Here is a 23124-nt window from a genome sequence, read left to right on the forward strand (position 1 = left end):
GTCCAGGGTCGGGCTGAAGCCCGGCCTACACCTTGCACAATAGTAGGGCGGGCTTCAGCCCGCCTTCACCCACCAGATCCGAGATGCCCATGACCGCTGCCGTTGACGCCCCCGAGCAAGAAAGCTGGTTCCACAGAAACCAACAGCGCATCGCGCCCTGGCTGTTTTTGGCTCCGGGTCTGTTGTTCTTCATGGTCTATGTGATCATCCCGGTCTTTCAGTCTTTCAATCTGTCTCTTTATGAATGGGACGGTTTAGGTGCAGCTGAATATGTCGGCTTTCGCAACTATGAAGATCTGTATTGGGAATGGGTGGACCGCGACGCTTTCTACATCTCGCTCAAGAACAACCTGATCTGGCTGATCCTGTATCTGGCCGCAATCCCTGCAGGCTTGTTTATTGCACTGTTCCTGAACCAGACGGTCTGGGGCATCCGCCTCTACAAGTCTTTGTTCTTCTTTCCCTTCGTCATCTCTCAGGTCGTCGTTGGGCTAGTATTCACATGGTTCTACGATCCAACCTTTGGCCTTCTAAACGAATTCCTAAGCCTCTTTGGCCTCGGTCCACTGAACGTGCTGGGGGATGAGCGCTTCGTAACCTATGGCATCATCTTCGCAGGTCTATGGCCACAAACGGCCTATTGCATGATCCTCTACCTCACCGGCCTGAACGCGGTCGACCCCGAACAGATCGAAGCCGGGCGTCTGGACGGCGCAAAAGGTGGGCGAATGCTGTGGCACATTATTCTGCCGCAGCTGCGCCCGGCAACCTTCATCGCATTCGTTGTGACAATCATCGGCGCGCTGCGCAGCTTTGACCTGATCTCAATCATGACACAGGGCGGTCCTTTTGGCTCGTCCCGCGTGCTGGCCTACTACATGTTCGAGGTCGCGCTGTCCGAATACGGCTTCCGCATGGGATATGGCGCAGCTATCGCTGTGATCCTGTTCCTGATTATGCTCTGCTTCATCGCCTACTTCCTGTGGTCGATGTACCGCGAAGAAAGGGGGCACTGAGATGTTTCCCAAACCGATCGAAAAACAACCCCGCGCAGCGCAGATCACCTATCAGGCGATGTTGCCTCTGGCACTGCTACTATGGCTGGGGCCCCTTTTGGCGGTCGCGCTTTTCTCGGTCAAACCTGCCGCAGACTTCACCAATGCGAATTACTGGGGGATGCCGTCCAGTTTTGAGGGCGCGTTCAACTATGGTCAGGTCTTTTTCAATTCGGATATGCCACGTTACTTGATGAACTCGTTCCTGATCACCGTACCAACGGTAATCGGGGCCGTTGCACTCAGTTGCATGACAGGCTTCGCGCTGGGGATCTACAAATTCAAATCGAACCTCTGGATCTTCTTCATGTTTGTGGCGGGCAATTTCGTACCCTTCCAGATCCTGATGGTCCCTGTGCGCGATCTCACGCTGGAGTTGGGCCTTTACAACACTAAAACAGGGCTTGTGTTATTCCACATCGCCTTCCAGACCGGGTTCTGCACGCTCTTCATGCGCAACTTCATCCGCGCCCTGCCATTCGAACTGATCGAGGCCGCACGGGTCGAGGGCATTAGCGAATGGCGAATCTTCTGGTACGTCGTTCTACCACTGATGAAACCGGCCATCGCCGCACTCAGTGTCCTGATTTTCACCTTCATCTGGAACGACTATTTCTGGGCTGTTGTCCTGACCCAAGGGGCCGAAAGCCAGCCCGTGACAGCCGGGATCACCAGCTTTAACGCGCAATTTCGCGCTGCTTATCAGTTGATGAGTGCCGGTTCTATAGTGGCAGCCCTGCCGCCGGTTGCCATGTTCTTCCTGATGCAGAAACACTTCATCGCGGGCCTGACCCTCGGTGCCGTAAAATAACGTCAAACCAGAGGTTTACCTCATGACCAAGATCACCTTTGTAGGTGCAGGTTCCACGATCTTCATGCAGAACATCGTGGGCGACGCCCTGCTCACCCCTGCCCTTGCAGACAGCCACTTTGCGCTGATGGATATCGATCCGGTGCGCTTGGCCGAAAGCGAAGCTGTGGCCAAGGCCATGATCCGCTCAGTCGGCACGGGTGCAACCGTCTCAACCCACACGGATCGTCGCGCGGCGCTGGACGGCGCAGATTTCGTGATCACTGCCTTTCAGGTTGGCGGGTATGAGCCTTGCACGGTGACAGATTTTGAAATCCCAAAACAATATGGCCTGCGTCAGACTATCGCCGATACGCTGGGTGTTGGTGGCATTATGCGCGGCCTGCGCACTGTGCCCGTTCTGTGGGGCGTCGCGCAGGACATGATGCAGTTGTGCCCCAACGCAACGCTGCTGCAATACGTGAATCCGATGGCCATCAACACCTGGTCTCTGGCTGAGCGCTTCCCTAATCTGAAACATGTCGGCCTGTGCCATTCTGTCCAGAACACGGTCGAAGAACTGGCGCATGATCTAGACCTGCCCAAGGCGGACTTTCGCTACAAAGTTGCCGGCATCAATCACGTCGCGTTCTTCCTCAAGCTCGAGCATGAAGGCCGCGATCTGTATCCGGCTTTGCGTCAGGGCTATCGCGCCGGGCATTTACCCAAGCCTCCGCTGCTAATGCCGCGCTGTCCAAACAAAGTCCGGTACGAAGTGATGGACCATCTTGGATACTTCTGCACCGAAAGTTCCGAGCATTTTGCAGAATACGTTCCTTGGTTCATCAAAGACGGTCGCAATGACCTGATCGAACAGTTCAGCATACCGCTGGACGAATACCCGACCCGCTGTGTCGAGCAGGTGGCCAATTGGAAGGAACAGGCCAAGACCCTGACAGATGGTCGGAACATCGAAGTAACCCGAAGCCATGAATTCGCCGCCGACTTTATGAACGCAATCGTGACAGACACGCCGTACACAGCTTACGGCAACCTGCCAAATACGGGTCAGATTCCGCAACTACCCCTAGGTGCAGCGGTTGAAACGCCGTGTCTGGTTGACTCGAATGGCGTCCAACCTTCCGTGGTCACGGATATCCCGCCACAACTGATTGCGTTGATGCGGACCCAGATCAACGTACAAGAGCTAACGGTTCGCGCGCTGACCGAAGAAAACCCCGAATACATCTATCACGCCGCAATGATGGATCCCCATACTGCGGCCGAGCTGGATCTGCGCCAAATTCGCAGCCTCGTCACCGATCTGCTTTCTGCCCATGGCGATTGGCTGCCAGATTGGTGCCGTCCTGCCCGCGCAGCTTGATCTTCGTCTTCTCAAAAAACACTCAATTCCAACGCCAGACAGACAGAGCCAATAATGACCAAGAAACGCCGTTCACAGCATTGGTACGGAAAACTCGATAAGGACGGGTTCATTCACCGGTCCTGGATGAAAAACCAGGGCTTTCCGGATCACGCTTTTGACGGGCGCCCCATCATCGGCATCTGCAACACATGGTCGGAACTGACGCCCTGCAATTCGGGCCTTCGTGATCTGGCCGAAGGCGTGAAACGGGGCGTGTGGGAGGCCGGCGGCTTTCCAGTGGAATTCCCCGTTATGTCGCTGGGCGAGACCCAGATGAAACCCACCGCCATGCTGTTTCGCAACCTGCTGGCGATGGATGTCGAGGAATCGATCCGCGCCTATGGTATCGACGGCGTTGTCCTGCTGGGTGGATGCGACAAGACCACCCCGGGGCAGCTGATGGGTGCAGCCTCGGTCGATTTGCCGTCCATCGTGGTTAGCTCTGGCCCGATGCTGAACGGCAAATACCGGGGTCAGGATATCGGCTCGGGCACAGATGTCTGGAAGTTTTCCGAGGCTGTTCGTGCCGGAGAAATGACACTTCAGGATTTCATGAACGCTGAATCAGGCATGTCGCGTAGCGCGGGCGTGTGCATGACTATGGGCACCGCTAGTACCATGGCCTCATTGGTTGAGGCGATGGGCATGTCGCTGCCCACCAACGCCGCCCTGCCTGCCGTTGATGCCCGCCGCATGGCACTGGCGCATCTGACCGGCAAGCGCATTGTCGAGATGGTGGACGAGGACCTCAAGCCATCAGATATCCTGACCAGGGAGGCGTTTGAGAATGCCATCCTCGCCAATGCAGCCGTCGGAGGATCGACAAACGCAGTGGTCCACCTGTTGGCACTTGCAGGTCGCGTGGGTGTCGACCTGACGTTGAAAGACTTTGAAATCGGATCGGAAATCCCCCTGCTGGTCAATTGCATGCCTTCTGGCAAATACCTGATGGAGGATTTCTGTTATGCAGGCGGTGTGCCAGTGGTTCTGAGCGAACTCAAACCTTTCCTGCGCCCGGCAAGAACAGTTCTGAACAAGGACATCTCGGCCCACTGTGAAGGGGCTGAGTGTTTCAACACAGACGTCATCCGCCCATTTGACGATCCGGTAAAACCCGCCGCAGGCCTGCGGGTTCTGCGCGGCAATCTTGCGCCCAACGGGGCAATCGTGAAGCCTTCGGCGGCCACAGATGCACTGCTGGAAACCGAGGCCGAAGCATACGTTTTTGAAAGCATCGAAGATCTGAAAGCCAATATCGACCGCGACGACCTACCAGTTACACCTGAGACCATTCTGGTCCTCAAAGGTTGTGGGCCCAAGGGCTATCCAGGGATGCCCGAGGTTGGGAACATGCCGATCCCGGCCAAGCTGGTCAAAGACGGCGTACGCGACATGATCCGGATCTCGGACGCGCGTATGTCTGGTACTGCATTCGGGACAGTTATCCTGCATGTCAGCCCTGAGGCTCAGGCCGGTGGTACGTTGGCGTTGGTCAAAACCGGTGACCGTATTCGCGTGTCCGCCAACAAGGGCGAGCTGCAGCTGCTGGTCGACGAAAAGGAACTGGACGCCCGCCGCGCCCTGTGGCAACCGGACGATCCGCATTACTCGCGCGGGTATGCGAAGCTTTATATCGACCACGTGTTGCAGGCTGATCGCGGCGCGGACCTTGATTTCCTTGTGGGCAAAGACACGCGCCTAGTGACGAGAGAGAGCCACTGATGGATCAACCTGCTACATTTCAAGACCTCAACGGAGCCTCTGTTTATATCACCGGCGGCGGTTCGGGCGTTGGTGCAGCGTTGACTGACGGGTTCATGGCCCAAGGGGCTAAAGTTGCCTTTATCGGTCGGTCAGATGCCGGTGAATTTGTCGAACAGATGCGTGACAAGCACGGCCGCGCCCCCTTGTTCCTACAGGGTGACATGACTGATACCGAGCTGTTGCACGCCACCATGGCCAAAGCAGCTGAAGCCCATGGCTCGATTAAAGTGCTGGTCAACAACGCCGCGAATGACAAGCGGCACTCACTTGAAGAAACTACAACCGAGTTCTGGGACTGGATGATCGAAGTCAACCTAAAGGCCTACTATTTTGCCTGTCAGGAAGCCGCGCGACAGATGAAGGACAAAGGCGGTTCGATCATCAATTTCAGTTCGATCAGTTACCTGATGGGGAACGCAGGTTATCCAATCTATACAAGTTCAAATGCGGCAATCACCGGCATGACACGCTCGTTGGCGCGTGAACTTGGGCCACATAAAATTCGCGTCAACGCGCTGGCACCGGGATGGGTTCTGACACAGAAACAGCTGGACATGTGGGCCACACCCGAAGATCTGGCTGCGCATATGGATCGCCAGAGCCTGAAAGAGCATCTGACGCCCGAAGACATGATCGCACCAACCCTGTTTCTGGCTTCAAGCGCAAGCCGTGCAATGACCGGGCAGTGCATGGTGGTTGACGGCGGCGTGGTAGGAACGGGGTGACGCTATGAATGTCGAGTGGATCGCTGTTGACTGGGGAACATCTCATCTGCGGGCATGGGCCATGCAAGGTGATAGCGTTTTGGCACAGGCCGCGTCGTCAGATGGTATGTCCCGCACAGCCGGCGGAGGTTTTCAGGCAGCCCTGCTAGCTTTGATCGAAGATTGGCTGCCCGGGCAACCGGTAGATGTGATCGCCTGCGGAATGGTTGGGGCACGACAGGGTTGGGTCGAGGCCCCGTATTCTGCGGTTCCATCCGAGCCTATTCCGGTCGTACCCTTTCGCGTTCCAAACACCGATCCGCGTATTCGGGCCTTCGTCGTTCCTGGGCTGAGACAGAACAGCCCCCCCGATGTGATGCGCGGGGAAGAGACGCAGATTGCGGGGTTCCTCAGCACGCATCAGAATTGGGACGGTGTGATTTGCCTACCCGGGACGCATACAAAATGGGCCCAGATCAGTGCCGGAGAGGTGGTCAGTTTCCGAACCTTCATGACCGGCGAGTTGTTTGATCTGCTGCGCGGGCAATCCGTTCTGCAGCATTCAATTGACGAGGGCTGGGACGACGTGAGTTTTACCGAAGCGGTTGCCGACATGCTGTCGAAACCCGAGCAGCTGGCAGCGCGCCTATTCGGGCTACGGGCTGCTGATTTGCTGCACGGTCAAAGCAAGAGCGTTGCGCGCGCCCGTCTTTCAGGGTTCCTGATTGGCGCCGAGCTTGCCGCATCGCGGCCCTATTGGCTGGGCCAACAATTGGCGATCATCGGCTCGGAAAGTCTGACCAAGGCCTACGCGACCGCCCTGCAGCAACAAGGTGCCATGGTCGAAACCGCAGACGCCACAATCGCAACACTTGCGGGTCTGTCGCAGGCCCGAACATTAACGAGGCAAACCGCATGAGCCGCCCCATCATCGCCATCCTGCGTGGGCTGAACCCTGACGAGGCGCTACCGGTCGGTCACACCCTGTTGGAAGCGGGCATAGACCGGATTGAGGTTCCGCTGAATTCTCCCGATCCGCTGGAAAGTATCCGAGTTCTCGCCTCGGAGATCGGGGACCGCGCGCTTATCGGAGCAGGCACTGTATTAACCCCTGATCAAGTTGACGCGATTGCTGATGTCGGAGGTAGATTGATCGTTTCGCCGAATTGCGATGTGTCCGTAATCCAACGCTCTGTCGCGCTTGGGCTGCAAAGCTGGCCGGGTGTGTTCACGCCGACCGAGGCCTTCGCAGCGCTCCAGGCTGGGGCTACAGGGTTAAAACTTTTCCCCGGTTCGCTTGCCGGTCTTGCAGGGTTGGCTGCGCTACGCCCTGTTTTGCCGCCGGGTGCTCAGGTCTTTGCGGTGGGCGGTGCGGGCCCCGAGAACTTTGGAGCCTGGATCGAGGCCAGCGCCGACGGCTTCGGAATTGGATCTGCGCTCTATAAGCCCGGAATGTCAGTTGGAGAAATAGCAAACCGTGCCCGGCAAATCGTTGCTGCCTATGATGAGGCCGTTGGATGAGTCAGGTCTATGACGACCGCCCCTGCGAATTGGGCGAGGGGCCATTGTGGCACCCTGAACGGCAACAGCTTTTCTGGTTCGATATCATCGGCAAACGACTGATGACGCGAGAAAATGAACAAGCGCGTAGCTGGGCGTTCGATGAACATGTCTCAGCCGCAGGATGGGTAGACCGTGACACTTTGCTGATCGCGTCGGAAACCGGCCTGTGGCGATTTGGGCTTGAGAGTCGAGCCAAAGATTTGATCGCCCCGCTTGAGGTCGACAATCCGGTGACTCGATCCAATGATGGGCGCGCCGATCCTTGGGGCGGGTTCTGGATTGGCACCATGGGCAAACAGGCAGAAGTAGGCGCAGGTTCGATCTATCGCTATTGGAATGGCGAGCTACGGCCATTGGTCCGAGATATCACCATCTCAAATGCAATCTGCTTTGCGCCGGACCAATCCTGCGCCTATTACAGCGATACCGCCACCAAGCTGGTCATGCGTTGGGAACTGGACGCGCAGACAGGCTGGCCCATAGGCAAAGCGGCGGTCTTCCTTGACCTGCGCAGCGAAGATCTGAACCCGGACGGCGCTGTGGTTGATCGCTCCGGAAACATCTGGATCGCCCAATGGGGTGCCAGCCGGGTCGCAGCCTATACGCCCAGCGGTCAGTTCCTGAAAGCTGTCGTCTTCGATGCCAAACACACTTCGTGCCCGAGTTTTGGTGGTGATAACCTGACTACACTGTTCTGCACCACCGCCCGCCAAGGGCTGGACGCGGACACCCTTGCAAGAACGCCGACGAATGGCATGACACTCACCGCGCCAAATGTGGCGCAAGGTCAAGCTGAACACAGAGTTACACTATGAAGCCGGAACTTGGCGTTTGCTATTACCCTGAACACTGGCCCGAAGAGAACTGGGCTCAGGACGCCGCGCGCATGGTCGAGACTGGCTTGAAATGGGTCAGGATCGGCGAATTCGCCTGGAGCCGAATGGAACCCACTGCTGGAGACCTGCAATTCGACTGGTTGGATCGCGCGATTGAAACCTTGGGTGCGGCTGGGCTGAAGATTGTGCTGGGCACCCCGACGGCAACACCTCCGCGATGGATGCTGGACAAGCATCCCGGCATGCTGGCTGTGGATGCTGATGGCAATCTACGCAAGTTCGGCTCACGCAGACATTATTGCTTTAGTCACACCGGCTATATCGACGAATGCAAGCGGATCACGAAGATCATGGGTCAGCGCTATGGCCGCAACCCGCATATCGCTGCTTGGCAAATCGATAACGAATATGGCTGTCACGATACGACGCTCAGCTATAGTGCTGCGGCGCTGTATGCTTTTCACCGCTGGCTGGCGAACCGATACAACTCGATCGACGCGTTGAACGATGCCTGGGGAAATGTGTTCTGGTCGATGGAATATAACAGCTTTGATCAGATCGAGCTGCCGAACCAGACCGTGACCGAGCCCAACCCGGCACACGTCTTGGCGTTTCGCAGGTTCAGTTCGGATCAAGTGATGGCGTTCAACAAGGCCCAGGTCGATGCGCTGCGGCCGCTAACGGATCAACCATTGCTGCACAATTACATGGGGCGTGTGCTGGAATTCGATCATTTCGATGTAGGCAGGGATTTGGACATCGCGACGTGGGACAGCTATCCGATTGGCTTCCTGTCGGATAGGTTGGAAGTGGACGAGCCGCACAAGACTGCATTTCTGCAGCAGGGTGATCCGGACATGCAGGCCTTTCACCACGACCTATACCGCGCCGTCGGTCGAGGCCGTTGGTGGATCATGGAACAGCAACCCGGTCCAGTGAACTGGGCCCCCTACAACCCGGCACCCCTGCCCGGCATGGTGCGTCTCTGGTCGCTTGAGGCGGTGGCCCATGGGGCCGAAGTGGTCAGCTATTTCCGCTGGCGGCAAGCACCGTTCGGGCAGGAACAGATGCATGCCGGTCTACTTACCCCGCATGGCGACGAAGCACCCGGTTTGGCCGAGGCGCGTCAGACCGCCGATGATCTGGCCGCGATAGGCACGGTTCAGCCTATCCATGCGCAGGTTGCGATCGTCTTCGATTATGCATCTGACTGGGCCTGGACAACGCAGCCTCAGGGCGCGGGGTTCGATTATTTCCGGCTCGTATTCTCTGCCTACCGCGCGTTGCGGCGCGCTGGGTTGTCGGTGGATTTCGTGCCTCAGAACGAGGTCGGCAAGGAGCACTATAATCTGATCCTAGCACCGGGCCTGGCTGCCCTAGGCGATCTTGAACAAAGGCTACTACAAGGATGTGATCTTGCCGTTCTGGGACCGCGCAGCGGGGCAATCACCGAAGATTTTCAGATCCCTGATTCGGGGCGCCCAGGTCTTGATGGCCTCAGCAGCCATGTCGATCTGATCGAAACTTTGCCACCCGGCGCAACCCGTATTGTCGAAGGGGGTGGTGCTGCGGAACATTGGGTTGAGCGCTTGTCAGGCTCCGCGCAAAAATTGCTTTCTTTCGTAGATGGCACTGCGGCGTTGCATGGCGGTGCCGGTCTTTGGTATTTGGCGGGGTTCCCCGATGAGGCCCTTTGGGATCGCGTCATAGCCATGGCGGCCCAGAAAACGGATCTGGCGCTCCATCCGATGCCCAAAGGGCTGCGGCGGCGCGAGACGCAGTCGCACGAAGTGCTGATCAACTATAATGCGCATTCAGTGACATGGGACGGCCAGCAGGTCGAGGGATGTGATGTCCTGTTCAGGACGCGCGGTTCATATAAACGTTAATCTAGATACCGCTAACATAACCTGTTAGATGGCGAGACGCTGGTCATGGCTCCAACAGGTTGCGACAATGAAATATACCCGTTCTGACTTTCCCAATGGCTTTCTGTTTGGTGCGGCTTCCCCTGCAGAACCGGCAACTGGGCTAGACATGCACCGCTTTACAGTCCGTTGGCAGCACATCATGCCAGACGGTCGCATTTCTGATGCACGCGCATTGGATCAGAGCGAGCAGCGAATTGATCAGCTTTTGGCACACAGCATTCGGCCATGCATCGTGCTGGATCACAACGATATCCCCCCAGCGCTGGAGGATATCGGCGGGTGGCGCAATCGAGTAATGGCCGACTATTTTGCAGCGTTTTCTGAGGCAGTCGTCGCTCGGATGGGTGATCGGATATTCAACATCTCTACCTTGAACCCGTCCGTCGGAATCGAACGCGACCCTCGCACTAATGCCCGCAGCCTGCACCATCAATTGCTTGCACAGGGCGCGGCGCGTCAGGAAATGCGGAGCTATGGGATGGCCAATCTGGGTGTAGAGGTCGATCCGCTCATCCTTGATACGATAACCAACGGGCAATACCCGCAGTCTTTGCTGGATCGATTGGCCTGCCACTTTCCCGAAAATTGGCGGGATGATTTTTCCATCATCGCCGAGCCGATTGATTGGTGCAGCGTAGTCGTGAAAGAGGGCGCTGACATAGACATACTCATGCGCACAACACATGAGCAATCGCTGCCTTCATTCGTGACCGTAGCCGCCGATGCGGGTCATGACTTTGTGCATTCGCTGGCGCGCGTACATGACGCGCTTGAATCCGACACCTTGGTACACGGCATTTTCGTTCAGTCCGGGACCGACGTCGAGGCGTTGCAGACAATCCAAACAAGTGACGCCCAGCCGGCCTCATGGGTTAGACCCAAGGGAGGGTTACACGCACATTGGAATCTGGTGGCTGATATCGGCGGCACAAATACAAGATTGGGCGTCGTAACCGAGGGGGCGCTGACCGATCTTCGCAAACACCCCACCGGCTCCGTAAGCGACCTGCAAGACGCATTACACAGCTTGTGCGACGAGGTCGGAACAAGACCGCGCGCGGTCGTTGCTGCCGGGGCGGGGCCGGTCCAGAACGGCACCATTCGCCTGACCAATGCCAATCTTGATCTTTCCGAAGACGCTCTGGCCCGAGCAACCGGCGCGCACCATACCTATGTCATCAATGATTTCACGGCTGCCGCATGGTCAGTCGCCGAGATTACCGAGAATGATGTTGAGGTATTGCAGGGCTCACCCGCTCCACCACTGGGGACACGGCTAGTTGTCGGGCCGGGAACCGGGCTGGGCGTGGGCGCCCTGCTCTACTCCGAAGGACATTTTCACACCGTTTCCGGCGAGGGCGGCCATGTTGGATTGTCCCCGCGCCATCTTGACGAGGTCGAGGTTTTCCGCGCAGCGCGCAAGATCATACCCGAGTGCTTTTTTGACGATACGCTCACCATCGAGGCCGAGATGTTCCTGAGCGGAACTGGCCTACCGGTTCTCTATCAGGCGATCGGAATGGCCGAAGGTCAGCCCAACGGCATGATACGTTCGGCAAAAGACATTCTGCAGGATGCTCAGGACGGCTCGGATGCCTGCGCTGTTAAGGCGGCTCGAATGTTCACCGAGCATCTGGGCGCCATAATGGGCGATCTTGCTGTTGCTCTTATCCCCTCCGGAGGTGTGTTTCTTGTTGGCGGGGTGGCCGAAAAGAACCGCTGGCTGTTTGGTCAGGATTTTCTGCGTGCCTTCAACGCAGGAGGTCGGTTCGATGAATTGCGGCAATCGATGAACCTGTATGTGTCAGAACAGGATGAGTTTGGCATTGTTGGCGCTAACAATTTCTGTAAGAATGCCTTGGCACGGTAATTTGGCCGCGCATTTTCAAGCAGGCCGAGGGATAGCAGAATGATCCTGTGCTGTGGAGAAGCTCTGATCGATATGATCGCCGAACCAACGGTTTCTGGCGGCAAAGGGTTTGTCCCACATTCCGGTGGTGCAATCTTCAACACCGCGATTGCACTGGGTCGTCTGGGCATACAAACGGGGCTGCTGTCAGGGCTATCTACCGACATGTTCGGAGAGCAGTTGATCGCCGCCTTGCAGATCAGCCATGTCGCGACCTCGCACGTTATCCGCTCGGACCGTCCTACGACACTTGCATTCGTGCAGTTGCGGGATGGGCACGCCACATACAGTTTTGTCGATGAGAATACGGCGGGCCGGATGCTGCGGCCCGAAGACATGCCGGATCAACTACCGGGCGTTTCCGCACTGTATTTCGGAGGGATCAGCCTGGCTTGCGAACCCTGTGCCGATGCCTACGCGGCCACACTTGATCGTCATGGCGCGGATCGTGCCGTAATGCTGGACCCCAATATTCGACCCAGCTTTATCAAGGATCAGACGCGATACCGGACCCGCTTGAACCGTATGATCGCAAAGACCGACATCATTAAAGTTTCCGATGAAGACCTTGATTGGATTATACCGGGCCCCGAAAGCCATGCCGAGAAAATTCCACTGCTGCTTCGTGCAGGACCAGCGATCGCAATCGTGACCAAAGGGGGGGATGGCGCGACAGGCTATCTTTCTGATGGAACGGACGTATCCGTACCCGTCCAGAAAGTTAAGGTTGTGGATACTGTTGGTGCTGGCGATACGTTCAACGCAGGTGTGCTGGCCGCGCTGAGCCAAACCGGTCATCTCAACAAGCCCGCCTTGCGCACTTTGCCCACAAGCAGTCTTCGCGACGCGCTTGAATACGGTGCAAAGGTCGCTGCCGTCACCGTATCCCGAGCGGGGGCAAACCCGCCTTGGGCACAGGAGCTCTGAAGGTATACAGACCGATGCCGTGTTCAAGCTAAGACAGCAGCAAGGTCCAACGCCGCGTTCTTAATCGCAGCTGAAACAAAAGGCCCCCGAGATTGCTCGGGGGCCGCTTTGTTACCACAGTATCGGAAAGACCGATCAGCTGCGGCCTTTCCATGGCACCAGCCAGTTCTCGGCCTTGCGCATCAGGATATCGATTCCATATCCGATCACCCCGATCAGGACGATCCCCATAATGACAATGTCGGTCAGCTGGAATTTGGATGCGGCGATGATCATCATGCCGGCGCCCTTTTGTGCGGCAACCAGTTCAGCCGCAACAACAGTTCCCCAACAGACACCCATGGCCACACGTGCACCGGTGAAAATCTCGGGCAGCGAGTTGGGCACGATCACATGGCGCATGATCTGCCATTTCGACGCCCCCAGAGAATACGCTGCGTGGATTTTCGAGATGTTCACACCGGACACACCAGCCCGCGCGGCGATGGTCATGATCCAAAGGGCCGCAAGGAACAGCAGAACGATCTTGCCGGTCTCCCAGATGCCGAACCAGATGATCACCAGTGGGATCAGCGCAAGTGGCGGCACCGGTCGCATGAACTCGACAATCGGATCGAACCAGCCGCGGAACCAACCGGATAGGCCCATTGCATAACCCAGCGGAATCCCCACAAGCGCACCTGCGATAAACCCAGCAATCACGCGCAACAGCGACCAGCCCAGGTGCTCCCAAAGCGAGAAGTTCTGGTAGCCTTCATTCGCAATCTCAAAGAACCGGGCCACAACGGTTTCAGGGGCTGGAAGCCAGATGGGGTTCATCTGCAAGCCCTGTTTGGGGGTGAAACTGATCGCCCCTTTCCCGGTCAGCGTTACGGTACCATCGCCTGTATCAACCTTTTGGCCTTCACCTATAGGTGTGCCGTTGATCGCGACGATCTTTGCACCCTCATTACGTTTGGCATCATCGTTCTTGTCGAACAGGATCGTCGATGAGCGGCCCGCAGCAGCAGCAACCGCATCGTCTTTGGCAAATCCGCTGCCGGGCTCGACCTCGAATTTCTCTGCTTCCTCACCGAAGGCTGGAACGCGAACAAAAATCGTGGCTTCATCCGTGCTGCCATCCGCGTTTTCGAGCGTATAGGTGAATTGCGTATCACCTACAAATGGGCCCGGCACATGGATCGGAAACAACTTCGAGCCGGTGAAAGCCGCCCAGATTACAAAGATCACGAGAACTGAGATTATCGATGCAGCCCTATCCGCTCGTACGGCACTTTCGTCGCCGAAAGTCACAGTTTTCAAGCTTGTGAAATCCTGACGCGATTGCAAACCGCGGCGTAACGCGTAGACGATGAAAAACGCGCCACCGAACAGGCCGATATAGAAGAGAAGTACAATCATGATGCCTGCTCCGTCCGACCCATAATTTCTTCTTCCATCTCCCAGATCATCGAGAGGATCTCATCGCGCTTTTCCGCAAAACCTTCGGATTTCTTCACATCACGCAGATCGGCATTCACACCGCGTTCAGCAAAAGGCAGATTGTATTCGCGGTGAATGCGCCCCGGTCTGGGGGCCATGACAATCAAACGCTCACCCAGCAACAAGGCCTCTTCGACCGAGTGGGTGATCAGGATGATCGTCTTGCCCGTTTCTTTCCAAAGCTTCAGGACAAGGCCCTGCATTTTCTCACGGGTCAGCGCATCCAAAGCACCCAGCGGTTCGTCCATCAGGATGACGTCCGGCTCGTTTGCCAGGCACCGCGCCAACGCAACACGCTGCTGCATCCCACCCGATAGTTCATAAACCGCCTTGTCCTTGAAATCCTGCAGCCCCACGACCTCAAGCAGATGGTCGGAAATCTGGTCACGCTCGGCTTTGGGCATGCCTTTCATACGCGGGCCAAACTCGACATTTTCCCGCACGTTCATCCATTCGAACAACGCGCCCTTCTGAAACACCATCCCGCGTTCAGCATCAGGGCCTTTGACCAGATGGCCGTTCAGTTCAATCTTGCCAGATGTCGGCGCCAGAAATCCTGCAACGATGTTCAGCAACGTCGTTTTACCACAGCCCGACGGGCCAAGGACAGACATCAGCTCACCCTCTTTAAGGCTGAGTGAAACATCTTGTAGGGCCTGTACTGAGGAGCCGTTGGGTAAGTCAAAGCGCATGGACAATTCTACGATGTCCAGTTCAGGCATCCTGCCTCCTTCCTGCTTTCATAGCTGTCGACCGGCCCGAAACCGGGGCCGGTCGCATGAAATGTCCTGCGTGATTAGTTATTCGCAGCTGTCAGCGGGCCTGCATTAACGGCACCATCATACGAATCCAGAGCGGATTCGATGCTGCCTGCCGACACGAACACGTTTGCAACACCCTGCATGAAGTCTTGCGCGCCACCGCCCAGCCACTTCTCGGACAGCTGGTCTTCAACTGACGGGAAGGTGAAAGTCGCGATTGTGGCTTCAGCGTCTGCAGGATCCATACCAGCATCCTTTGCAATCACCGGCAGCATTTCATCTTTGCTGTCGCCTGCGTTCCACTTGGCGTTGGCATCTGCGGTAACCTTAAGGAACTTCGACAGAAGCTCGGGCTCTTCTTCGATGAAGCTTGCCGGAGCGCTAGTGACGTCGAACACCAGAATACCGATCTCTTCTTTTTCAGCACCGGTCAGCAGAATGTTGCCATGCTCGGTCATACGACGAAGCGCGCCACCCCAGCCGCAAACCATGTCGAGGTTGCCCTGGGCAAACGCCGCGGCGCCATCGGCAGGAGCCATGTCAACAATTTCCATTGAACCGATGTCGACACCAAAGTGAGACATTTGCGACAGGAAACCGTAATGCGCAGCTGTACCGATCGGAACACCGACCTTCTTGCCGTTCAGTTCACCCGCGTTGCCTTTGTCGATTTCAAGCGCTTCGGCAACAACGCAGTTGTCGTTGTCTGAATAGCTGACCGCCACATCGACGATCTGGATATCCTGACCGGCCGAAGTGGTTACCACAAACGGTGGTACACCTTGGCTGACCGCGATCTGTACATCACCCGAGGCCATCGCAGCTGACATGGCGGTGCCAGTGTCGAAGGACACCCAGTTGATCTTGACGCCCAGTTCTTCTTCGTAGGTTCCGTTTGCTTTCGCATACTGGAACGGCATCGGCCATTCGAGGAAATATGCAACCGTCAGTTCATCAAGCGCGGCGGCTTGTGAAGCGGTGACGGCCGCAATCCCGGCATATGCTGTTGTGAGCAGATATTTCTTGATCATTTTGACTATTTTCTCCCTGCTGGTTCCACTTGTCGGCTCTTGAAACGTCCGAACTCTGGAACAGTAGAAAAACCATAGTCCTTACGCATTGAATTAGTAAATCAAAATACTGGTTGCGTAAAAAGCGAAACTTTGTTTCGCTTTTTACTGATAGTTCGCTGGTTTGGGAGCATCCGATGACAAAGAAAGCACTCAGTCTCAGGTGGCTGGAGGTCTTCCAACTTATTTCCAAGTTGGGTTCAATCCAAAAGGTGTCAGCTGAAACCGGTTTGTCAATCAGTACGGTCTCCAATCATTTGCGCAGTCTTGAAAAGGCGCTGGATGTGGATTTGGTGGACCACAGCCGCAGACCCATGGGTCTGACACCCGCAGGCACGGTGTTCTCACGACATGTGCATGACGGCCTGATCGCCTTGAAACGGGGCGAGGCCGAGCTTCGCTCGGGCAGTTGGCAACATGCAACAGATTTGCGTCTGGGCCTGATTGACGATTTTGACAGCCGGGTCGCGCCAGAACTCTTCCGTCATCTCTCTGCAAGCCTGCCGCGGTGCAATTTTCGCCACTTTACCCGCCCCAGCCATGAGATTCTTGACAAACTGCAGTCTCAAAAGCTGGATGCAGGGGTTGCGACCCGACCTCCTGAGCACTTTGAGGGGTTAATCGAATTCCCGCTACTTCGAGATCCGTTTATCGTCATTCTTCCGCCTGCATATGACGGACCGGTCGAGGAACTGACCAAATCAGACAGTCCGCTTCCGCTTTTACGATATTCGCGTGATCACACCATAGGCAGACTCATCGAAATTCAGCTAACCCGCAGCAAGATTAACCTACCCAACCGGTTCGAACTTGAATGCAATCAGTCAATTATCGGACTTGTCGCCGGGGGCAGTGGTTGGACGATCACGACTGCCGCCAGCTACTATCGCGCACGGCGATTCCACAAAGATGCACGCGCATTACCTTTCCCGGGCAAAAGCTTTGCGCGTACCGTATCGTTGTTCACGACCAATATCTATCCGTCGACAACCACCCGACTGATACACAACACCCTGCAAAACCTGATCCGTCGTCATGTGACCGAGCCTATGAATTCGCGGTTTCCGTGGTTGAATGACGACTTTCGAACCATTCCCGCACCCCCCGAATGAGCTGCCAGGTAATCTAAGCGCAATATCGAAGTTATTTTCCGGCTTTTTCGAAACCGGGTACAGTGCGCTTGACCGACGCGCCCCATCCGCTGTGATTAGGCCTGACCTTGCGGCTTGACTACAGGCGGCATTCTAAACCCAGAAACCTACCCAGCGGCCCATGTTGGCAAGACCTACCGGTCTTGAACCATGTGCCGGGCCCAGATCAGGACAGCTTGATGCATCTTTCCCGTTTTCCCCGTGTTTTTCTTGCCCATCTGCCAACACCGCTTGAACGGATGGATCGTATGTCCGAGGCTCTGGGAATCGATCTTTGGATCAAGCGAGACGACTGCACCGGCATGTCGACGGGTGGCAACAAGACCCGCAAACTAGAGTTTCTGTTCGGCGAAGCGCTCGAACAAGGCGCAGACATGGTGATGACACAAGGGGCAACGCAATCGAACCATGCGCGTCAAACCGCTGCATTCGCTGCCCGGCTGGGTTTGAAATGTCATATCCTACTGGAAGACCGCACCAGCTATAACAACGCCAACTACAACAACAATGGCAACGTCCTGCTGGATCATCTGCACGGCGCAACCACCGAGAAGTTTCCCGGCGGCCACGACATGCCCGCCGAGATGGAGCGTTCGGCCGCGAAGAAGCGTGAAGAAGGTCACAACGTCTATGTCATTCCGGGCGGAGGTTCGAACCCGACCGGAGCGCTTGGCTATGTGAACTGCGCGCTAGAGCTTGTGAGCCAGGCCAATAACGCCGGTCTCAAAATCGATCGCGTGGTGCATGCGACGGGCTCCTCGGGCACGCAAGCCGGGCTGGTCACCGGGCTTTGCGCCATGAATACGGGCATTCCGGTTCTTGGCATTGGCACCCGCGCACCGCAGCCCAAGCAAGAGCAGATGGTCTATGATCTAGCCTGCAACACGGCCGAGAAATTGGGTAGCCCGGACGTGGTGCGGCGCGAGGATGTGATGGCCAATACCGACTATGTAGGCGACGGCTACGGCTTGCCGACCGAAAGCGGCATTGAGGCGATCCGCATGTTTGCCGAACTGGAAGGCATTCTGCTCGACCCGGTCTATTCCGCCAAAGGGGCCGCCGGTCTGATCGATCTGGCGCGCAAGGGCTCGATCAAGGATGAGCGTGTGGTGTTCTTGCATACCGGAGGCTCGGTTGGCCTGTTCGGTTATGATTTCGCTTTCGATCACACCGACCGCTGGGTCAATCTGTAAATCACGGTGATAAGTTCCAGCAAGCAGGTCTTCGCATGAAACCCCGCGTCACCGGCATATTGGGCGGAATGGGCCCCGAGGCGACAATTCTGTTGCAGCAGCGCGTGTTATCCACGGTACAGGCGGCGGATGATGCCGATCACCTGCCACTACTGATTGACATGAACCCACAGGTGCCTTCCCGCATCGCGCACCTGATCGAGGGCAACGGGTCTGATCCCGGGCCGGTTCTGGCCGATATGGCGAGAGGATTGGAGCAATCAGGGGCAACCGCGCTCGCGATGCCGTGTAACACCGCACACCACTATGCGGCGCAGATAGAGGACGCCGTCTCGATCCCCTTTCTGAACATGGTAGACCTGTCCGTGGATCAAGCGGTGCAGCACCTGCCTTCGGGCAGCCAGGTCGGAATTCTTGCCTCACCAGCGCTGCGAAAGGTCGGAATTTTTGACGCCCCCCTGAACCGCGCTGGATTTACCGCAATCTGGCCCGAGGATGAAGATAGGATGCTCGGCACGATCCGCCACATCAAATCTGAAGGGCCAACCAACGTTGCGCTCAGCACACTTTCCGACGCTGCTAACGCCCTTTCGGGCAGGGGTGCCGCGCTTTTGTTTGTGGCCTGCTCCGAATTCTCTCTGCTCACCCGCGACTTGCCCAAAAGCGTTCCGATCATCGACACCGTCGATATTCTGGCGGGCGCTATCCACTCCCACTCTCTGACGCGTTGAGGTTCCCCATGGCCGTCTCTTATCTGAAAACCGCCCTGCCCCGCCCCGATGCAGAAAATTCGGATATCCGCGATATCGTCGCAATCATGCTCTCCAATATCGAGCGCGAGGGCGAAGAGGCCGTTCGGCGCTATGCCGGAACGCTCGATGGCTGGACGGGAGAGTTTGTGTTGACTGATGAAGCGCGCAAAGCCGCATGTGACCGCGTGCCTGAACAGGTCAAAGACGACATCCGCTTTGCCCATGCCAATATCCGTCGATTTGCCGAAGCGCAGATGACCACGGTGAGCGAATGCGAGCTCGAGGTGATGCCCGGCCTGATCGCAGGTCAGAAACAGATCCCGATCGCTAGTGCGGGGTGCTATGTACCCGGTGGTCGGTATAGCCATATCGCAAGTGCGTTGATGACAATTACCACGGCAAAGGTGGCTGGGGTGTCCCACATCACGGCGGTCTCGCCACCGCGTCCCGGTGCGGGCATCCCTGATGCAATAGTTTATGCGATGGACCTTAGCGGTGCAGATCTGATCCTGAATTTGGGCGGAGTTCAGGGGATTGCTGCGATGGCCCATGGCTTTTTTGGTGCGCGGCCAGCCGACATTCTTGTCGGTCCGGGAAACTCCTATGTCGCCGAGGCGAAACGGATGCTGTTTGGTAAGGTTGGCATCGACATGTTTGCAGGTCCAACCGATACCTTGGTCATTGCCGATCACACAGCATCGATCGAGACTGTCGCCTGGGATCTGGTGAGCCAAGCCGAGCACGGCGTCGATAGCCCTGTCTGGCTGGTCAGCACCGATAAAGCTCTGGCCCAGGGTGTTATCGCGCGCGCCGATGCCCTGATCGAAAGTCTTCCCGAGCCGAACGCTAGTGCAGCGCGCACGGCATGGCGCGACCGGGCCGAGATCATTCTTTGCGACAGCCGCGACGAGGCTGCCAGGGTCGCCAATAACTACGCGCCCGAACATCTGCAGGTGATCGCGGAGGACCTGGATTGGTGGCTGGACCAACTGACCACCTATGGATCGCTGTTTCTGGGTGCCGAAACAACAGTGCCCTTCGGCGACAAGACGTCCGGGCCAAATCATGTTTTGCCGACAAGCGGAGCGGCCCGATATACCGGCGGTCTGTCAGTGCATAAATTCACCAAAACGGTGACTTGGCAGCGCTGCACAGCGCAAGCCTCGCACGAGCTTGCTGAACGCACTGCTAGGATCAGTCGGATGGAAGGCATGGAAGGCCACGCACGCGCGGCAGAGATGCGATTGTCTAAAGTGTGCTAAATCTGGCCCAAGGATGCTGTTGATTAGTCAGATTCACCGCATCACGAACGGATCGGGTATCGGATCGTCGCTTGTGCGCAACCAGACCGATTTGACCCGTGTGTAATCAAGCGCCGCCTGCAGGCCCCCTTCGCGCCCGTGGCCCGACAGTCCATGACCTCCGAATGGAGCAATCGGGCTGACCGCGCGATATGTGTTAACCCAGACAATGCCAGCCCGAATTCTGCGGATCATTCGATGTGCGCGGGTCAAGTCTTTGGTAAAGACACCCGACGCCAGCCCAAACGCGGTGTTGTTGGCTATTTGTACCGCCTCCGCTTCGGTCCCGAAACTGACGACCGAGAGGATCGGACCAAAGGCTTCGCGCGTCAGACAGGGCGCATCAGGCGCGTCCGTACAATCAATGATTGTCGGTGGAAAATAGTGCCCCTCACGGTCCAAAGGTTGCCCACCCGCTATCACGGTAGCCCCTGCCGAGACGGAATCAGCAACCATATCTGCAGCAGTCACAAGCTGAGCCTGAGTGCACAGCGGGCCAACCTCGGTCTTTAGGTCATCGGGCGCCCCGATCACGATCTCACCCGCTTTTTCGGTGAGCCGGGCCAGAAACTCATCTTTGATCTTGTCAGAGATTACCAATCGCGATCCCGCCACGCAGCTTTGCCCGGTCGCAGCAAAGATCCCCGAGACCTGCGCGTTCACAGCACTTTCGATATCGGCATCTTCGAACACGATGAACGGGGATTTTCCGCCCAGTTCCAACGAAGTCGAAGCGAGGTTTTCAGCCGAGTTGCGCACGATATGGCGCGCGGTTTCCGGGCCGCCTGTAAAGGCAACATGATCGACATCCGGGTGACTGGTCAGAACGGCGCCGCATTCCGGCCCGAAGCCGGTGATGACGTTCAGAACTCCGGGCGGGAAGCCTGCCTGATCGAAAATACGCGCGAATTCCAGCATCGGGGCCGGACCATCTTCGGATGCTTTCAGAACGACTGTGCAACCGGCGGCAAGCGCCGGGCCAATCTTGACCGCAGACAGGAACAGTTGCGAATTCCACGGCACTATGGCGGCCACCACACCAACTGGTTCGCGGCGCAGCCAAACCTCCATGTCGGGCTTGTCGATCGGCAGGTGCGCTCCTTCGATTTTGTCCGCCAATCCGGCATAGTAACGGTAGTAGTCCGCGACATAGGCGATCTGAGCAGAGGTTTCGCGAATGATCTTGCCGGTATCGCGCGTTTCAAGCTCGGCTAAGGTCTGAGCATTTTCGGCGACCAGATCGGCCAACCGGTACAACAGTTTACCACGAACCGTTGCTGTCATGGTCGCCCATTCGGGGGCATTCAGCGCTGAACACGCAGCCTCAACCGCGGCGTTCACATCATGTGTTCGGGCCTCAGGCATTTTCGCCCAAACGGTGCCCGTCGCGGGATCAAGGCTGTCGAACTGCGCGGTCCCATCCGAAAACGTGCCGCCGATATAGTGCTGAAACTGCCGCATTTTCTCTCCTTAGGCGAAGGCGGGCATGACGTCCGCGATGAACCGCTCTAGCGAGGCTTTCTTGCGCTCAAAGCTCATCCCACTGTCGATCCAGAAAGAATACTCATCATATCCAAGATCGCTATAGCCCTTGATGCGTTCGATTGCTTTGTCGGGCGTGGCGATCACGTTGTCCCGGATCATCGCCTCGGGCGAATAGAAGGGATGGTTAGCGATGTCGTCATCGCTCAGCGCCTGGATCAGTCCCTGCGACACTGGGCGTTCGTTTTTGAACCACGCGCCGAAATAGCAATAAAAGCGATTGATCTCTTCCGCCGCGCGACGGGCATCCGCCTCGTCCGAGGCGATGTAGGTGTGGTTCAACAGCATGATTTCGGGGCGCGGGACGTCATGGAATTTGGCGCAGGCTGCGTTGAACGTATCCATCAGCCGGGTGATCTCTTCGTCGCCCTGCCACAAAGGGGTGACCTGCACGTGACAACCGTTCGATACCGCAAACTCATGACTGTTGGGATCGCGCGCGGCAACCCAGATCGGTGGACCGTTTTGTTGCAGAGGCTTGGGCGAAGATGTGGTTGCCGGGAAAGAATGAAACTCTCCGTCCAGCGCATGATCGCCCTCCCAAAGACCCCGCACTGCCGGAACAAGCTCGCGCATACGCTGGCCTGCCTCCCAGGCGTCCAGCCCCGGCACCATCCGCTCGTATTCATAGCTGTAGGCGCCACGCGCGATGCCCAGATCCAAACGGCCATTCGTGATCATGTCCGTCATTGCGGCCTCTCCGGCCAGCCGGATCGGATGCCAGAACGGAGCGATAACGGTTCCGGTTCCCAGACGCACATTGTTGGTCTGGCGTGCCAGATCGACGATATTCAGGAACGGGTTCGGCGAGATGGTGAAATCCATCCCGTGATGTTCGCCGGTCCAGACCGCATGCATGCCGCCCGCATCAGCGATCTTGGCCAGTTCTATGAAGTTTTCATACAGCTCCTGCTGGTCCTGATCGGGAGAGGTGCGTTCCATATGAACGAAAAGCGAAAACCGCATG

The 23124-nt window shown here is 57.0% G+C and carries 20 protein-coding genes; 15 read left to right on the top strand and 5 right to left on the bottom strand.

Features of this window, described 5'->3' with window-relative positions; all coding sequences use genetic code 11:
• Positions 1–89 precede the first annotated feature (89 nt).
• From ACR0KC_RS10030 to ACR0KC_RS10080, 11 genes are all read left to right on the top strand, one after another.
• On the top strand, positions 90–1016 hold the full coding sequence (locus ACR0KC_RS10030) for a carbohydrate ABC transporter permease (protein ID WP_170394445.1): 927 nt from the start codon (positions 90–92) through the stop codon (positions 1014–1016).
• Position 1017: 1 nt separating this feature from the next.
• Complete coding sequence (locus ACR0KC_RS10035) at positions 1018–1866, top strand: carbohydrate ABC transporter permease (RefSeq protein ID WP_170394442.1); 849 nt, start codon at positions 1018–1020, stop codon at positions 1864–1866.
• 22 nt (positions 1867–1888) lie between these two features.
• Positions 1889–3229 (top strand): alpha-galactosidase, encoded by a 1341-nt coding sequence (gene melA, locus ACR0KC_RS10040; RefSeq protein ID WP_480771796.1) that lies wholly within the window; start codon positions 1889–1891, stop codon positions 3227–3229.
• A 54-nt stretch (positions 3230–3283) separates the two neighbouring features.
• Entirely contained in the window at positions 3284–4993 is a 1710-nt protein-coding gene (locus ACR0KC_RS10045; protein WP_480751211.1) for an IlvD/Edd family dehydratase, read from the top strand.
• Positions 4993–5760 carry an SDR family oxidoreductase gene (locus tag ACR0KC_RS10050; RefSeq protein ID WP_170511963.1) on the top strand — a complete coding sequence of 256 codons (768 nt, stop codon included), beginning with the start codon at positions 4993–4995 and terminating at the stop codon, positions 5758–5760. The genes ACR0KC_RS10045 and ACR0KC_RS10050 overlap by 1 nt, the downstream gene beginning before the upstream one ends.
• A 4-nt stretch (positions 5761–5764) precedes the next feature.
• Positions 5765–6658, top strand: coding sequence for a 2-dehydro-3-deoxygalactonokinase (locus tag ACR0KC_RS10055; protein WP_480771797.1), 894 nt, complete (start codon positions 5765–5767; stop codon positions 6656–6658).
• Positions 6655–7260 carry a 2-dehydro-3-deoxy-6-phosphogalactonate aldolase gene (locus ACR0KC_RS10060; protein WP_480706233.1) on the top strand — a complete coding sequence of 202 codons (606 nt, stop codon included), beginning with the start codon at positions 6655–6657 and terminating at the stop codon, positions 7258–7260. Before ACR0KC_RS10055 ends, ACR0KC_RS10060 begins: the two co-directional genes overlap by 4 nt.
• The gene (locus ACR0KC_RS10065) at positions 7257–8117 is read left to right on the top strand and encodes an SMP-30/gluconolactonase/LRE family protein (RefSeq protein WP_480706235.1); all 861 of its coding nucleotides are present in this window, start codon (positions 7257–7259) and stop codon (positions 8115–8117) included. Before ACR0KC_RS10060 ends, ACR0KC_RS10065 begins: the two co-directional genes overlap by 4 nt.
• Positions 8114–10027: a beta-galactosidase gene (locus ACR0KC_RS10070; protein ID WP_480706237.1), complete on the top strand. Its 1914-nt coding sequence runs from the start codon at positions 8114–8116 to the stop codon at positions 10025–10027. The genes ACR0KC_RS10065 and ACR0KC_RS10070 overlap by 4 nt, the downstream gene beginning before the upstream one ends.
• 67 nt (positions 10028–10094) lie before the next feature.
• Positions 10095–11939 carry a family 1 glycosylhydrolase gene (locus ACR0KC_RS10075; RefSeq protein ID WP_480706239.1) on the top strand — a complete coding sequence of 615 codons (1845 nt, stop codon included), beginning with the start codon at positions 10095–10097 and terminating at the stop codon, positions 11937–11939.
• A 39-nt stretch (positions 11940–11978) separates the two neighbouring features.
• Complete coding sequence (locus ACR0KC_RS10080; RefSeq protein WP_480706241.1) at positions 11979–12905, top strand: carbohydrate kinase family protein; 927 nt, start codon at positions 11979–11981, stop codon at positions 12903–12905.
• A gap of 135 nt (positions 12906–13040) precedes the next feature.
• Here ACR0KC_RS10080 and ACR0KC_RS10085 read toward each other — a convergent pair whose 3' ends face one another.
• From ACR0KC_RS10085 to ACR0KC_RS10095, 3 genes are all read right to left on the bottom strand, one after another.
• Positions 13041–14306 (bottom strand): ABC transporter permease, encoded by a 1266-nt coding sequence (locus ACR0KC_RS10085; RefSeq protein WP_170394412.1) that lies wholly within the window; start codon positions 14304–14306, stop codon positions 13041–13043.
• Positions 14303–15109, bottom strand: a complete 807-nt coding sequence (locus ACR0KC_RS10090; protein ID WP_170394409.1) for a taurine ABC transporter ATP-binding protein — start codon at positions 15107–15109, stop codon at positions 14303–14305. The genes ACR0KC_RS10085 and ACR0KC_RS10090 overlap by 4 nt, the downstream gene beginning before the upstream one ends.
• A gap of 74 nt (positions 15110–15183) precedes the next feature.
• The gene (locus ACR0KC_RS10095) at positions 15184–16179 is read right to left on the bottom strand and encodes a taurine ABC transporter substrate-binding protein (protein WP_170394406.1); all 996 of its coding nucleotides are present in this window, start codon (positions 16177–16179) and stop codon (positions 15184–15186) included.
• A 176-nt stretch (positions 16180–16355) separates the two neighbouring features.
• On the opposite strand from ACR0KC_RS10095, the gene ACR0KC_RS10100 reads away from it, so the two are divergent.
• The 4 genes from ACR0KC_RS10100 (at position 16356) to hisD (ending at position 20576) form a co-directional block, all read left to right on the top strand.
• Positions 16356–17330 carry a LysR family transcriptional regulator gene (locus tag ACR0KC_RS10100; RefSeq protein ID WP_480706244.1) on the top strand — a complete coding sequence of 325 codons (975 nt, stop codon included), beginning with the start codon at positions 16356–16358 and terminating at the stop codon, positions 17328–17330.
• Positions 17331–17548: 218 nt separating this feature from the next.
• Complete coding sequence (gene cuyA, locus ACR0KC_RS10105) at positions 17549–18562, top strand: D-cysteate sulfo-lyase (RefSeq protein ID WP_480771798.1); 1014 nt, start codon at positions 17549–17551, stop codon at positions 18560–18562.
• Between the two features lie 35 nt (positions 18563–18597).
• The gene (gene cuyB / locus ACR0KC_RS10110; protein WP_170663516.1) at positions 18598–19293 is read left to right on the top strand and encodes a cysteate racemase; all 696 of its coding nucleotides are present in this window, start codon (positions 18598–18600) and stop codon (positions 19291–19293) included.
• A gap of 8 nt (positions 19294–19301) precedes the next feature.
• Positions 19302–20576, top strand: coding sequence for a histidinol dehydrogenase (gene hisD, locus ACR0KC_RS10115; protein WP_480771799.1), 1275 nt, complete (start codon positions 19302–19304; stop codon positions 20574–20576).
• Positions 20577–20609: 33 nt separating this feature from the next.
• On the opposite strand, the gene ACR0KC_RS10120 is transcribed toward hisD, so the two are convergent.
• Both ACR0KC_RS10120 and ACR0KC_RS10125 read right to left on the bottom strand, forming a co-directional pair.
• Positions 20610–22076 carry an aldehyde dehydrogenase gene (locus ACR0KC_RS10120; protein ID WP_480771800.1) on the bottom strand — a complete coding sequence of 489 codons (1467 nt, stop codon included), beginning with the start codon at positions 22074–22076 and terminating at the stop codon, positions 20610–20612.
• Between the two features lie 9 nt (positions 22077–22085).
• Positions 22086–23123, bottom strand: a complete 1038-nt coding sequence (locus ACR0KC_RS10125) for an LLM class flavin-dependent oxidoreductase (protein ID WP_170407735.1) — start codon at positions 23121–23123, stop codon at positions 22086–22088.
• Position 23124 lies beyond the last annotated feature (1 nt).

Source organism: Ruegeria sp. CF3 (genome assembly GCF_056537365.1).

Coding starts and splice junctions, on each gene's coding strand:
- ACR0KC_RS10095 (WP_170394406.1), bottom strand. CDS start 16,179: ATGATCAAGAAATATCTGCTCACAACAGCATATGCCGGGATTGCGGCC.
- cuyB (WP_170663516.1), top strand. CDS start 18,598: ATGAAACCCCGCGTCACCGGCATATTGGGCGGAATGGGCCCCGAGGCG.
- ACR0KC_RS10090 (WP_170394409.1), bottom strand. CDS start 15,109: ATGCCTGAACTGGACATCGTAGAATTGTCCATGCGCTTTGACTTACCC.
- ACR0KC_RS10045 (WP_480751211.1), top strand. CDS start 3,284: ATGACCAAGAAACGCCGTTCACAGCATTGGTACGGAAAACTCGATAAG.
- melA (WP_480771796.1), top strand. CDS start 1,889: ATGACCAAGATCACCTTTGTAGGTGCAGGTTCCACGATCTTCATGCAG.
- ACR0KC_RS10070 (WP_480706237.1), top strand. CDS start 8,114: ATGAAGCCGGAACTTGGCGTTTGCTATTACCCTGAACACTGGCCCGAA.
- ACR0KC_RS10030 (WP_170394445.1), top strand. CDS start 90: ATGACCGCTGCCGTTGACGCCCCCGAGCAAGAAAGCTGGTTCCACAGA.
- ACR0KC_RS10065 (WP_480706235.1), top strand. CDS start 7,257: ATGAGTCAGGTCTATGACGACCGCCCCTGCGAATTGGGCGAGGGGCCA.
- ACR0KC_RS10100 (WP_480706244.1), top strand. CDS start 16,356: ATGACAAAGAAAGCACTCAGTCTCAGGTGGCTGGAGGTCTTCCAACTT.
- ACR0KC_RS10050 (WP_170511963.1), top strand. CDS start 4,993: ATGGATCAACCTGCTACATTTCAAGACCTCAACGGAGCCTCTGTTTAT.
- ACR0KC_RS10120 (WP_480771800.1), bottom strand. CDS start 22,076: ATGCGGCAGTTTCAGCACTATATCGGCGGCACGTTTTCGGATGGGACC.
- ACR0KC_RS10125 (WP_170407735.1), bottom strand. CDS start 23,123: ATGCGGTTTTCGCTTTTCGTTCATATGGAACGCACCTCTCCCGATCAG.
- ACR0KC_RS10075 (WP_480706239.1), top strand. CDS start 10,095: ATGAAATATACCCGTTCTGACTTTCCCAATGGCTTTCTGTTTGGTGCG.
- ACR0KC_RS10055 (WP_480771797.1), top strand. CDS start 5,765: ATGAATGTCGAGTGGATCGCTGTTGACTGGGGAACATCTCATCTGCGG.
- ACR0KC_RS10080 (WP_480706241.1), top strand. CDS start 11,979: ATGATCCTGTGCTGTGGAGAAGCTCTGATCGATATGATCGCCGAACCA.
- ACR0KC_RS10085 (WP_170394412.1), bottom strand. CDS start 14,306: ATGATTGTACTTCTCTTCTATATCGGCCTGTTCGGTGGCGCGTTTTTC.
- cuyA (WP_480771798.1), top strand. CDS start 17,549: ATGCATCTTTCCCGTTTTCCCCGTGTTTTTCTTGCCCATCTGCCAACA.
- hisD (WP_480771799.1), top strand. CDS start 19,302: ATGGCCGTCTCTTATCTGAAAACCGCCCTGCCCCGCCCCGATGCAGAA.
- ACR0KC_RS10035 (WP_170394442.1), top strand. CDS start 1,018: ATGTTTCCCAAACCGATCGAAAAACAACCCCGCGCAGCGCAGATCACC.
- ACR0KC_RS10060 (WP_480706233.1), top strand. CDS start 6,655: ATGAGCCGCCCCATCATCGCCATCCTGCGTGGGCTGAACCCTGACGAG.